Here is a 13,175-nt window from a genome sequence, read left to right as displayed (position 1 = left end):
GCACTCCTTTGATTATTTTTTTTGCAATATACGCTTTTTTCAAAGTAACTAAGAACAATTAGAGTCAATTTTATTACAAAAATATGAAGAATTATCAAACCATTTGTTAACTCGTTGAAAGCAATGTATAGAGACCATATAATTTAGATAAAATCAGATAAACAAGCAAAAACCGGCCGATTTCAAACAAACAAATGGGTCGGTTTTCTTACATAACTCTCATTAAAAGAAGAAAGAGGTGATCATCATATGGCAAGAAATATCCCACAATATTTAACCTATCAATATCCTGATATTAAGGTGTTGTTAGTTGAAGAAGAAAAATTTTCTCGTGAGAAGCTTTTTCGTATTCTTAAGCGCCGTTTTACTACGCTTTTTGTTGCTAGTAACAGTGTGGAAGGTATAAAGCTCTATCAGCAATTTAAACCAGACATTATCATCGTTGATATGACAATGGATCAGATAAGTCAGTTAGAAATGGTGCAAAGAATAAGAGAAATGAATGATAAAGTACAAGTAATTCTAACAACTAACCATGATGATAATGATATCTTTATTCACATGATTAAGGGTTACTCGAATCATATCATCCTAAAGCCCATAAATTTAGATTATTTCTTTCAAGCCATACAATCATCTGTGAACCAAATTCAATTGGAAAATGAAATTAAATGCAAAGTAGCTGCCATCGATTACTTCCCAAATAGTATAGATCGTGTGAAGTTCCATGAATATCTGATAAATGAAGTAAAACGTACCAAACAAGGTACGTACCCTTTGTCTATTATTAAAATGGAAATCGACTTCTTTCAAAAGATTATTGATTGTTTTGGCAAGAATGCAGGTGAGGAAGTGTTAACTACCATTTCAACCATTATCCAACAGAGAATTAGAGAAAAGGATATTTTAGGTCATGGGAGAACTGATGAATTCTTCCTTTTGCTCCCGAATACGAAAGCAGATGATGCTGTTGATATTGCAGAGTCCCTTCGTTTTTTAATTGGGACCTTTGATTTTAAAAGTATTGGTAAGGTGACATGTAGCTTTGGTGTTACTGAATATTTAAACTGTAAATCAAAGGTAGAACTACTAAACGACGCAGAGATCGCTCTCCATGAGTCAAAAAAGAATGGACGTAATCGTGTAACATTGTTCAGAAAAGCTCATTAAGAAGGTGTCCAATTGTTATTTTTGTATATAACACTATCTCTAACCATTTCTTTAATGGTGGTAATATTGTTCATGTGTTTTATTAAGATTCGTAAGTTAATGAATCAGCTAAAAACAAGTGAAAGTAATTATCAAGATTTAACAGAAAAGTATAACTTGAGGAATCAAAAATTTGAAATACGCATACAGGAAGAACTTGAAAAAAACAGGCAAAAAGATCTTCTATTAATCCGACATTCTAGATTTGCAGCAATAGGTGAAATGATTTCGAGCATGGGGCAACAATGGCTTCACCCCCTAAATAGTCTATCACTATTAATTCAGGATGTTAGAGAAGCACGTGAATTTAATGAAATTGATGATCAGTATATTGACCGCTTTACAGTGGAAGGTTTGGCTCAAATAAATGTAATGTCCGGTATTGTGAACGATTTACGGAAGTTTTACCAGCTAAATACCGAAAAAAGCTACTTCTCTGTGGGAGATTTGATTGAGGATGCATTAATTATGTTTTCCTCAAGCCTTAAAAATCATAATATCCAGGTGTCATTTGAATATAGGGGGCAACATATCGGATATGGTTATCCAAATGAATTTAGCCAGGTCATGGTCATTCTATTTTCAATCTTTCGAGATACCTTTGTGGATAAAAATATAAAAAAACGCAAAATGGTTATCAAATTAGAGGAATCAAAAGAACGCGTAATTGTAGAGGTCTTTTTAAATTCAGGTGGTATCGAGCCCGCTCATATTCAGAAGATATTTGACCCGTATTTCTCCACCCGTTCTGATGGATCCGGATTGGACCATTATATAGCAAAAATGATCCTTGAGAAAATGGATGGTCGAATTTCTGTTGAAAATACAAGCGATGGCGCCAAATTCCACATTGCACTGCCAAGGTGTGCTGTTTCAACGGAACCAGAGGTTGTTTCCGTATAAATAATTCTCGTTAGCTCCTGATTAAAGCAGGGGCTTTTTTAAAATTTGAAAGCGTTAAATTATGTTTTTTACAACGATAACGGTAAAATAAAAGAAAAAGGCTAGGAGTGAGTATGATGACAGTTGAAATCCCAAGTCGCGAAGAACTAGGGGCAATTTTAAAAAAAGCAAAAAGAATTGCTGTTGTAGGTTTAAGCAATAACCCTGAACGTACCTCCTATCAGGTTTCTGCAGCCATGCAAAAGGCAGGCTACGAAATTATTCCCGTAAATCCTACCATTGATGGGGAAGTACTCGGTGTAAAAGCCGTCGCATCACTAAAGGATATCGAAGGACATATTGATATCGTAAACGTATTCCGTCGTTCTGAACAGTTATTTGATGTTGCAAAGGAATTTGCTGATATTGATGCAGATATCTTTTGGGCCCAGCTTGGTCTTATCAATGAAGAAGCCTATTCATTCCTTAAAGAAAAGGGATATACGGTTGTTATGGACCGTTGCATTAAAGTCGAGCACGCTTTAACAAAATAATGTTCAAAAAAACTGCTAATCATTAGCAGTTTTTTCTATTTTTTTAAGCAAAAAGTGAGGAAGATGATATGTCAAAAATATGTTGTTTCAAATTACGTATTTGCCAAATCTGAATAAATCGCTACAATTAAGCATAGACGTCACAAGAACATGTGATAAAATAAATAGTGGCAAACATGGGTTCTATTTCATTTTTTAAAGGATTAATGACTCATTTGAGCGAATGATTAAATTGAAAGTTTATAAAGCAATTAGAAGGTTTTTTCTTTTTGTAGGGTATGAAAGGGGTATTTTAGTGGCAAGAACTCAGCAAGCTTTTGATTATAATGATGATGCCATACAGGTGCTTGAAGGGTTAGAAGCCGTCAGAAAGCGCCCGGGAATGTACATTGGCAGTACGGATACACGAGGACTGCACCATCTTGTGTATGAGATCGTGGATAACTCTGTCGATGAAGTGCTAGCTGGCTTTGGTGATCACATTATTGTAAAAATACACAAAGATAATTCCATAAGTGTTATTGATAGAGGACGTGGAATGCCTACAGGAATGCACAAAATGGGGATACCTACACCTGAGGTTATATTAACGGTCCTTCATGCCGGCGGTAAGTTCGGCCAAGGCGGTTATAAGACGAGCGGTGGTTTACACGGTGTTGGTGCATCTGTTGTAAATGCATTATCAGAGTGGTTAACCGTTACCATTAAAAGGGACGGATTTATTTATGAGCAGAGGTTCGAAAATGGCGGTAAGCCTGTAACCACACTTGAAAAAATCGGTAAAACGAATCAGACAGGAACAACGATTCACTTTAAGCCGGACCCATCTATTTTTTCAACCACAACGTATAATTTTGAAACTTTATGTGAGAGGTTAAGAGAATCAGCCTTCTTGCTAAAAGGACTGAAAATCGAAATTAATGACGATAGAAACGGATTTCACGAAGTGTTTCACTTTGAAAATGGTATTGAAGCATTTGTTGAATACCTAAACGAAGAGAAGGATACTCTCCACCATGTTGTCAGCTTTGAAGGAACACAAAATGGAATTGAAGTAGAATTTGCTTTTCAGTTTAATGATGGCTATTCCGAAAATGTCCTTTCGTTTGTAAACAATGTTCGCACGAAGGATGGCGGTACACACGAAGCTGGTTCCAAAACAGCAATGACCCGTGTTTTCAATGATTATGCTAGAAAAGTATCGCTTTTAAAGGAAAAAGACAAAAACCTTGATGGTGCAGATATTCGTGAAGGGTTAGCGGCAATTATTTCTGTTAGAATCCCTGAACAATTGCTCCAGTTTGAAGGACAAACGAAAGGGAAATTAGGTACTAGTGAAGCAAGATCATCGGTTGATGCAGTTGTATCTGAGCATCTCACTTATTTCCTTGAAGAAAATCCTGATATTAGTTCTTTACTCATTAGAAAATCTATCAAAGCATACCAGGCACGGGAGGCAGCTAGAAAAGCTCGTGAAGATGCAAGAAGTGGAAAGAAAAAGAAACGGTCTGAAGCAGTCTTGTCAGGGAAACTGACTCCGGCACAATCAAGAAATCCGCAAAGGAACGAGCTTTATCTGGTTGAGGGTGACTCTGCGGGTGGATCAGCTAAGCAAGGTCGTGACCGTCGTTTTCAGGCGGTACTGCCACTTCGGGGTAAAGTTATTAACACGGAAAAAGCAAAGCTCGCTGATATTTTTAAAAACGAAGAAATTAATACCATCATTCATGCAATCGGCGGCGGTGTTGGTTCAGATTTCAATGTAGAGGATATCAATTACGATAAAGTCGTTATCATGACAGATGCTGATACAGATGGAGCTCATATTCAGGTTTTGTTGCTTACTTTCTTTTATCGTTATATGAAGCCATTGCTAGAAGCAGGAAAAGTATTTATTGCCCTTCCTCCACTGTATAAAGTGAGTAAAGGCACGGGTAAAAAAGAAATCATTGAATATGCCTGGAATGAAGATGAGCTTCAGGATGCCATGAAAAAGATTGGCAGAGGCTATATTATTCAACGTTATAAAGGTCTCGGAGAAATGAATGCGGATCAGCTATGGGAAACAACCATGGATCCTGAAACTAGAACGCTGATTCGAGTGAGAATTGATGATGCTGCAAGAGCGGAACGCCGTGTAACCACACTTATGGGCGATAAGGTAGAACCGCGACGTAAATGGATTGAAAGTAATGTGGCATTTGGTTTAGAAGAGGATGACACGATATTGGAAAATGAAAATATTACGGTCTCTGAGGAGGGTTCTGAAGGATGAGCGCTACAGAAAAATTCCGTGACTTACCTCTAGAAGATGTACTTGGCGATCGTTTTGGTAGATATAGTAAATATATAATTCAGGAGCGTGCCCTGCCAGATGCCAGGGACGGTCTAAAGCCCGTACAACGAAGAATTCTTTATGCTATGCACGTGGAAGGAAATACATTCGATAAGGGCTTTCGTAAATCAGCAAAAACAGTCGGTAACGTAATTGGTAACTACCATCCGCATGGTGATTCTTCCGTGTATGAAGCAATGGTCCGGATGAGTCAGGACTGGAAGGTTAGAAACGTTCTTGTCCAAATGCATGGAAATAACGGTAGTGTAGACGGTGACCCGCCTGCTGCAATGCGTTACACAGAAGCTCGCCTCTCGGCTATTGCTGCTGAACTGTTACGTGATATAGAGAAGCAAACTGTAGAATTTATTCCCAACTTTGATGATACTTCAAAGGAACCAACTGTTTTACCTGCGATGTTTCCAAACCTCCTTGTTAACGGGTCTACCGGGATCTCTGCAGGATATGCAACGGATATTCCACCGCACCATCTTGGGGAAATCATTGATGGGGTAATCATGAGAATGGAACAACCTGATGTTTCAGTCGATGAGCTCATGACGATTGTCAAAGGCCCCGACTTTCCAACGGGTGGGATTATTCAAGGAATAGATGGGATTAAAAAAGCCTATGAAACTGGTAAAGGCAAAATTATCGTTCGAGGAAAGGCCGAAATTGAGGAAGTTCGCGGTGGTAAGCAGCAAATTGTGATCACTGAAATTCCTTACGAGATCAATAAGGCTAACCTTGTCAAAAAAATGGATGAATTCCGCCTTGATCGGAAAGTCGAAGGAATGTCTGAGGTTCGGGATGAGACAGACCGTACAGGCATGCGAATCGTTATTGAATTGAAAAAAGATGCCGATGCAGAAGGTGTTTTAAACTATTTATATAAAAATAGTGATCTTCAAGTAACCTACAACTTTAATATGGTTGCTATTCATAAAAAACGACCAAAATTAATGGGTCTTCGAGAGCTACTAGATGCTTATATCGAACATCAAAAAGAAGTGGTTACAAAAAGAACCCAATTTGAACTAAACAAGGCAAAGGAACGCCAGCACATCGTTGAAGGATTAATGAAGGCATTATCCATCCTTGATGAGGTTATTGCAACGATCCGTTCATCGAAGGATAAACGCGATGCTAAGGACAATTTAATTGCGAAATATGCGTTTACCGAGCTACAGGCAGAAGCTATCGTTTCTTTACAGCTTTATCGCTTAACAAATACAGATATTACTGCTTTAAGACAGGAAGCAGAAGAATTGGCCAAGAAAATCGAAGAGCTTACTAGCATCTTAGCAAGTGAGAAAAAGCTTTTCTCTGTCATTAAAAAAGAGTTAAAAGATGTAAAAAAGCGCTTTGCTGATGAACGACGCTCCAAAATTGAAGCGGAAATCGAAGAATTGAAAATAAATCTAGAAGTAACTGTACCAAGTGAAGATGTTATTGTTACCGTCACAAAGGAAGGGTATGTAAAGCGGACAAGTCAGCGTTCGTACGCCGCTTCCAATGGACAAGATTTAGCAATGAAGGATTCCGACCGATTATTTGCACAGCTCGACATGAATACAAAGGATGTCCTTCTCCTCTTCACGAACAAGGGGAATTACTTATTCTGCCCTGTTCATGAACTGCCTGATATCCGCTGGAAGGATCTTGGACAGCATGTGGCCAATATTATTCCAATTGAACGTGACGAGGAAATTATCAAAGCCCTTCCGATTAAGGATTTTGAAACGGAAGCCTTCATAGTGTTTGTTACCAAAAACGGAATGGTAAAGAAAACTGAGCTTAAAGCATATAAAGCACAGCGATATTCCAAGCCGCTTGTTGCTGTAAATCTTAAAGATGATGACCAAGTGATTGACGTTCACTTAACCGATGGAACGAAAGAAGTATTCATGATTACCAATTTCGGGTATGCCCTATGGTTCCATGAGGAAGAAATTAGTATTGTTGGTCAACGGGCAGCTGGAGTAAAAGGCATCAATTTAAAGGATGGCGACTTTGTTGTTGGCGGTAAACTGATTACTCCTGACAGCAAGGAAAGCATTGTCATTGCAACGCAGCGTGGCTCTGTAAAGAGGATGAAATTAAAAGAGTTTGAAAAATCTTCTCGTGCTAAACGTGGTGTAATCATTTTAAGAGAGCTTAAATCGAACCCACATCGAGTCATTGGCTTCGTTGTAGGTAATGACCTGGACCTTATTTTTATTCAAACAGAAAAAGGCTATATAGAAACCTTTAAAGCCGAAGATATTCGTTTTAGTGACCGTTACTCAAACGGTTCGTTTATCCTTGATGAGGGTGACAACGGTAAGGTTAGTAACGTTTGGAAAGAGGAAGCTACTCAAAATCCAAGTGAATAAAATGATGAAAAAAAGACTCTCTAAAATTTAGAGAGTCTTTTTTTCATCATTTTTCCATTTCTGGACATACTAGTTATTAACAAGGTTTGGAGGGGAAATGGATGAAAAAAGAGATGCTACTTGCTATGGTTGCGTGTTTTTTTATATCTTTAACTGCCATTACCGGAGTTTACGCAATCGAAAAAAGCAAAGAAACAGTAACGTTATACAAAGAGGAAATGGATATTACCGGAGATGGAAAAAATGATGTTATTTTGTTAAAGGGAGTTCCCTATAACGAAGAGGATTCTTTTTTAAAAAGAATTTATCTTGAAGTGGCCGCTTCCAATGAGAAAACATATACCCTTTCATTAGAAAGTGGTTCTAAAGCTTCCGTTCAGCTCATCGACCTAAACAATGATGGTGTAAAAGACTTATTTACGAGTGTGTTATCAAAAGAAAATGAAGGAACCGTGGTCAACTTCCTTTACTCTTTAAAAGACTTTGAAGTCACCAAATTAGCAGTACCTGAACCACTCGAGATGGAGAGTCACTTTTTAAATAATTATAAGGCAGTGATCCGATTAGCCCAAACTGGAAAGTCTTATTTATTCGATCTAAAAGATCGAAAGAATTATTATAGGAAAATGGGCGTCTATTATAAAGGAAAATTAAATGAACCAACCGAATTAACCGTCAATACATTTAATAGTCTGAATCCAGTTACACTTGAAGGAGAGATAAAGGGGCTAAAAGGAATACAACGCGTAACTGGTATTGCAAATGGTGACACAATTGCATTGGTTGAATCTACTTGGATATTTGACAAGGGTCATTGGAGATTGCTTTTTAGCGATGTAAAGAAGAACCAGCCAAATTAACTAAACTGTGTATTCATGCACTAGGCATTTGTCACGAAAAAATTGCATTTTCATATACTAAGGTAGCTCTTTTGAAAGGAGGAAGCTTTGATGAGTGTCTTCATTCCTTCAAAACTATCAGTTACCTATCTTGCCCCTGCTACCCCTTTTCGTCCTGTTGAGGGAAGAAAATATACACTCACACATTCCGATACCACAGGACAGCTTTTTCTTTCTATTGGCTGCAACTATAATTATAGTGCTATTAACTATAGTATGCGCGATGAGGTATTGGCTGAGTGGATACCCCAATTAGGGGAATATTCATTGTGTGCTCGTGTTTATGTAAGCGGTGGGGAATATGATGAAAATTACACAAAAGTCCGTTTTATGATTTTTCAAAAGGAATTAAATTTAGCATTACAAGCAATGGTTAATGGGGACCAAGCATTCTATTCAAACTTCCCATGGCTGTTGGATGCCCCAATCTATGTTCATTTTGAATCTATCTATCCTCAATTTAATCAGGTTATATTTTACGGTACACCGAGGAACTATTTGATTTAATCATAACTAAGATATTAATTGTAAGCACAGGTAAACCTGTGTTTTTTTATGGGAAAACAACTAATCTTGGTAAAATTTGACCAAATTTTTCATGGGGAATATACTTAATTCACTAATGCTGAAAAGGAAAGTAATAACATTATTTTTTCAAGTTTGAAGTAAAAAGGGAGGGAAGATTTTTGTTAAAATTAACAAAATACTTAAGACCATTTCAGCAGCCAATCTACCTAGTACTTATCCTTGTCCTTCTACAGTCATTAGCTGAGCTATATCTGCCAACGTTAATGTCCGATATAGTCGACAAGGGCGTAGTAACAGGAGATACGGACTACATATGGAAAATTGGCGGTTTTATGTTGCTCGTAGCGGCTGGAGGAATGATTTGTTCCATAGCAGCTAGCTTTTTCTCAGCGAAGGCCGCATCAGGTTTTGGAAAATTACTGCGTTCTAGCGTATTTTCTCATGTGAGCAAATTTTCCTTACATGAATTTGATCTATTGGGTACGTCTTCATTGATTACAAGAACAACGAACGACATTACCCAAATCCAACAGGTGCTTGTAATGATGCTGAGAATGATGGCCATGGCACCAATGATGTGCATTGGTGGGATTATTATGGCCTATTCAAAGGATACCAAATTGACGCTAGTGCTGGCCGTTTCTTTGCCTGTTCTTGTAATTGCCATTGTCATCATCGCTAGAAAAGGGATCCCGCTATTTAAAGCTATGCAGGTAAAACTGGATAAACTTAACCGGGTTTTACGAGAAAACTTAACAGGAATTCGCGTCATTCGCTCCTTTAATCGGACTGATCACGAGAAAAAGAGGTTTAATGAAGCCAACTGGGATTTAACGCAAACCGCTATTAAAGTAAACAAACTTATGGCAGCTATGATGCCAATTATGATGCTCGTCCTCAATCTTTCAACCGTCGCTATTATTTGGTTTGGTGGTCTTCGTATTAGCAGTGGCCATATGCAGGTCGGAGATATGATGGCATTTATTCAATATGCCATGCAAATAATGTTCTCGTTTGTCATGCTATCTATGATGTTCGTGATGATACCACGGGCCTCCGTCTCAGCTGTCAGAATAAACGAGGTCCTTGAGACTGTAGCAGATATTAATGATCGGTCTGTGTCTATGTCCTTAGAAAGTGTGCGGGGTCTAGTAGAATTTAAAGATGTCACGTTTAGTTATCCTGGAGCTGAAATGCCAGCGATCAAGAATATATCGTTTAAAATGAAGCCTGGTGAGGTAACTGCCATAATAGGTGGAACAGGGTCTGGTAAATCAACACTCATTAATTTGATTCCTCGTTTTTATGATGCGGACAGTGGCACAGTCTTAGTAGATGATGTAGATGTGCGAGAAATGACACAGGAACGACTCCGTGAAAAGATTGGCTTTGTTCCGCAGCAGGCTGTGCTTTTTACTGGGACGATATCAGAAAATATTCGTTACGGTAAAGAAAATGCAACAGAGGATGAAGTAAAGCATGCAGCTGATATCGCACAAGCAACTGATTTTATTTCTGCAATGGATGATGGCTTTGATGCGAAGATTGCTCAAGGGGGAACAAATGTTTCGGGTGGTCAGAAACAGCGCTTATCCATCGCCCGTGCACTTGTGCGACAACCAGAGATTTATATTTTTGATGATAGTTTCTCTGCATTGGACTTTAAAACAGATGCTAAGCTGCGGTCTGCATTAAAACAGGAAACTGTTGATTCCACCGTATTAATTGTTGCGCAGCGTGTCAGTACAATTATGGATGCAGACCAAATTATTGTTTTAGATAAGGGCAGAATCTCAGGCATTGGTACACATAAAGAACTGTTGGATAAAAGTCCTGTATATCGTGAAATCGTAATGTCTCAGCTTTCCGAGGAGGAGATAGCATGAGTAGAGAGCCGGAAAAACAAGACGGCGTACCAGATGGTCCTCGGAGACCGGGGCCTGGAGGCGGATTCGGGCCTATGGCCATGGGGATGCCTGTCCAAAAAGCAAAGGATTTTAGAGGAACACTTAGAAGATTAATAGGATACTTAAGACCATATAAACTACAGCTTCTTTCTGTATTACTTACTGCAATGATCAGCACTGTATTCGCTATTGTCAGCCCCAAAATTATGGGTAAGGCAACAACCAAACTGTTTGAAGGCTTAATGATGAAGCTTAAAGGTGTGCCTGGAGCAAAAATAGATTTTGACTATATTGGTCATATCATTATTTTATTAATTGGTCTTTATTTATTGAGTGCGATATTTGCCTATATTCAGCAGTATATTATGGCCGGAGTCGCTCAAAAAACCGTCTATAACCTGCGAAATGAAGTGGAAGAAAAACTTAACCGACTGCCGCTAAAATACTTTGATTCCCGGACACATGGGGAGATTCTCAGCCGTGCAGTGAATGATGTAGATAATATTAGTACTACTTTACAGCAAAGCTTAACCCAGCTCATTACTTCAGTTGTCACGCTAATTGGAGTGATTGTGATGATGCTTTCAATTAGTCCGTTGATGACACTCATCGTGGTTGTAACACTGCCGTTGAGCTTTATTGCCACTGCAAAAATCGCAAAAAAATCACAACAGTTTTTCAAAGGTCAGCAAAAATCGTTGGGACAGCTTAATGGACATGTTGAAGAAATGTATACAGGTCATAAAGTCATTAAGGTTTTTGGGCATGAAAAAAAGTCCATTGAACAATTTGAGGGAATAAATGAAAAGCTTTATCAAGCAGGCTGGAAAGCGCAATTCGTTTCTGGCATGATTATGCCTTTAATGTCTTTTATTAATAATATTGGGTATGTTTTAGTATCCGTTGCTGGCGGTATTTTAGTTACAAAAAAAGCGATTGAGATCGGTGATATTCAAGCTTTTATCCAATATACTAGACAATTTTCCCAGCCAATCGCTCAAACAGCATCGATTGCAAACATAATTCAGTCCACGGTTGCGAGCGCGGAACGGGTGTTTGAAATACTAGACGAAACCGAGGAGATACCTGAAGCGGTTGATGCTCTCGTAATTGATTCTCCTAAGGGTGACGTTGCATTTGAAAATGTCTCTTTTGGATATAATGAAAACGAACTGTTAATTGAAGACATGAATATTAAAGTGGAAAGAGGACAAAAGGTGGCGATTGTAGGGCCAACAGGTGCTGGTAAAACGACTCTTATTAATTTATTGATGCGATTTTATGAAATCAACGAGGGTAGAATTTTGATAGATGGCATTGATATTAGAATGTTTAAACGTGCGCACCTTAGAAGCTTTTTCGGTATGGTGCTGCAAGACACATGGCTGTTCAATAGCTCGATTCGTGACAATATCGCGTACGGTAGAGAGGGAGCAACAGAAGAGGAAATTATTTCAGCGTCACAAGCGGCTAACGCCGACCATTTTATCCGCACACTACCTGAAGGTTATGATACGATATTGAATGAAGAAGCATCCAATATCTCGCAAGGACAGAAGCAGCTATTAACGATTGCCAGGGCGATTCTAGCAAACCCTGCTATATTGATTTTAGATGAAGCAACCAGCAGCGTAGATACTCGGACTGAAGTCCAGATTCAGCGGGCCATGAATCATTTGATGAAGGGACGCACGAGCTTTATTATTGCACACCGGTTATCTACGATTCGAGATGCCGATCTGATTCTTGTGATGAATAATGGAAGTGTGATAGAAAAAGGCAATCACACAGAGTTGTTAGCAAGTGGCGGCTTTTATGCTGATTTGTATAATAGTCAGTTTACTGGTGGTAGTGGTGGAATAAAGAATGTAGGATAGCGTGTTTTATAGAGACGTTTAGGGAGTCTAGTGGACTTTCTAGACGTTTTTTTGTAACTTTTGGAGTGGTGGGTCGTAGATAAGAGGTAGGGAGTTACACGTGGATTGGGAGTATTATCCATATTTTGCGGAATTCCTCTGTGATTTTGTAGAATAACTCGTAAATTTGTAGAATTCTTCTTTAGTTTTGTAGAATTGATTATGGATTTTGTAGAATTCCTATGCAGCCTATATGCCATTTGTAGATAAAAATCAATTTTGTGTAGAAATCCATTGATTTTGTGTAGAAATCCATTGATTTTGTGTAGAAATCCATTGATTTTGTGTAGAAAAAGCGTAATTTTATGTAGAATAATAATAATTTCGTGTAGAAATATTTTAATTTTGTGTAGAAAAATTATTTGAGGTGACCATTATGAATGAAAAAATCGAAAATGCAATGAAAAATGCTCGAGCTTCGTTAGAAATCAATGGATTATCTCTAACAGAGGCACAAATTCAGTTGGTACGTGATCGACTTAAAGGAAAAATCACAGAAGAGGAGTTTTTAAAAAAGGCAAATGACATGGCAACTAATAAGGATAAAAAATAGTAGAAGGGAGGCCTAAC

The 13,175-nt window shown here is 38.2% G+C and carries 10 protein-coding genes; all 10 read left to right on the top strand.

Going from position 1 to position 13,175, the window contains the following annotated elements:
- Positions 1 to 249: 249 nt before the first annotated feature.
- The 10 genes from RCG25_RS12850 to RCG25_RS12805 all read left to right on the top strand — a co-directional run bounded on the left by RCG25_RS12850 (position 250) and on the right by RCG25_RS12805 (position 13,158).
- A complete protein-coding gene (locus RCG25_RS12850) occupies positions 250 to 1,170 on the top strand; it encodes a diguanylate cyclase (RefSeq protein ID WP_308084023.1) in 921 nt (306 codons plus the stop codon).
- A 12-nt stretch (positions 1,171 to 1,182) separates the two neighbouring features.
- Positions 1,183 to 2,112, top strand: coding sequence for a sensor histidine kinase (locus tag RCG25_RS12845; RefSeq protein ID WP_308084022.1), 930 nt, complete (start codon positions 1,183 to 1,185; stop codon positions 2,110 to 2,112).
- Positions 2,113 to 2,228: 116 nt separating this feature from the next.
- Positions 2,229 to 2,645 carry a CoA-binding protein gene (locus tag RCG25_RS12840; RefSeq protein WP_308084175.1) on the top strand — a complete coding sequence of 139 codons (417 nt, stop codon included), beginning with the start codon at positions 2,229 to 2,231 and terminating at the stop codon, positions 2,643 to 2,645.
- A 295-nt stretch (positions 2,646 to 2,940) separates the two neighbouring features.
- Positions 2,941 to 4,920: a DNA topoisomerase IV subunit B gene (parE, locus tag RCG25_RS12835; RefSeq protein WP_308084021.1), complete on the top strand. Its 1,980-nt coding sequence runs from the start codon at positions 2,941 to 2,943 to the stop codon at positions 4,918 to 4,920.
- Positions 4,917 to 7,355, top strand: a complete 2,439-nt coding sequence (gene parC / locus RCG25_RS12830) for a DNA topoisomerase IV subunit A (protein ID WP_308084020.1) — start codon at positions 4,917 to 4,919, stop codon at positions 7,353 to 7,355. The genes parE and parC overlap by 4 nt, the downstream gene beginning before the upstream one ends.
- 101 nt (positions 7,356 to 7,456) lie before the next feature.
- On the top strand, positions 7,457 to 8,215 hold the full coding sequence (locus RCG25_RS12825) for a VCBS repeat-containing protein (protein ID WP_308084019.1): 759 nt from the start codon (positions 7,457 to 7,459) through the stop codon (positions 8,213 to 8,215).
- Positions 8,216 to 8,305: 90 nt separating this feature from the next.
- Entirely contained in the window at positions 8,306 to 8,761 is a 456-nt protein-coding gene (locus tag RCG25_RS12820; RefSeq protein ID WP_308084018.1) for a staygreen family protein, read from the top strand.
- A gap of 179 nt (positions 8,762 to 8,940) precedes the next feature.
- Positions 8,941 to 10,668: an ABC transporter ATP-binding protein gene (locus tag RCG25_RS12815; RefSeq protein WP_308084017.1), complete on the top strand. Its 1,728-nt coding sequence runs from the start codon at positions 8,941 to 8,943 to the stop codon at positions 10,666 to 10,668.
- Positions 10,665 to 12,566 carry an ABC transporter ATP-binding protein gene (locus RCG25_RS12810; protein WP_308084016.1) on the top strand — a complete coding sequence of 634 codons (1,902 nt, stop codon included), beginning with the start codon at positions 10,665 to 10,667 and terminating at the stop codon, positions 12,564 to 12,566. The genes RCG25_RS12815 and RCG25_RS12810 overlap by 4 nt, the downstream gene beginning before the upstream one ends.
- Positions 12,567 to 12,981: 415 nt before the next feature.
- On the top strand, positions 12,982 to 13,158 hold the full coding sequence (locus tag RCG25_RS12805; protein ID WP_308084015.1) for an antitoxin VbhA family protein: 177 nt from the start codon (positions 12,982 to 12,984) through the stop codon (positions 13,156 to 13,158).
- Positions 13,159 to 13,175: the final 17 nt, after the last annotated feature.

The organism is Neobacillus sp. PS2-9, assembly GCF_030915525.1.
GTDB lineage: Bacteria > Bacillota > Bacilli > Bacillales > Cytobacillaceae > Neobacillus.
The sequence above is the reverse complement of the archived record's forward strand: the minus strand, read 5'-3'. Positions and strand labels throughout refer to the sequence as shown.

Excerpts from the sequence above, each read along its gene's own strand:
- RCG25_RS12850 (WP_308084023.1), top strand. The coding sequence starts at position 250 with ATGGCAAGAAATATCCCACAATATTTAACCTATCAATATCCTGATATT.
- RCG25_RS12825 (WP_308084019.1), top strand. The coding sequence starts at position 7,457 with ATGAAAAAAGAGATGCTACTTGCTATGGTTGCGTGTTTTTTTATATCT.
- RCG25_RS12805 (WP_308084015.1), top strand. The coding sequence starts at position 12,982 with ATGAATGAAAAAATCGAAAATGCAATGAAAAATGCTCGAGCTTCGTTA.
- RCG25_RS12820 (WP_308084018.1), top strand. The coding sequence starts at position 8,306 with ATGAGTGTCTTCATTCCTTCAAAACTATCAGTTACCTATCTTGCCCCT.
- RCG25_RS12810 (WP_308084016.1), top strand. The coding sequence starts at position 10,665 with ATGAGTAGAGAGCCGGAAAAACAAGACGGCGTACCAGATGGTCCTCGG.
- RCG25_RS12840 (WP_308084175.1), top strand. The coding sequence starts at position 2,229 with ATGACAGTTGAAATCCCAAGTCGCGAAGAACTAGGGGCAATTTTAAAA.
- parC (WP_308084020.1), top strand. The coding sequence starts at position 4,917 with ATGAGCGCTACAGAAAAATTCCGTGACTTACCTCTAGAAGATGTACTT.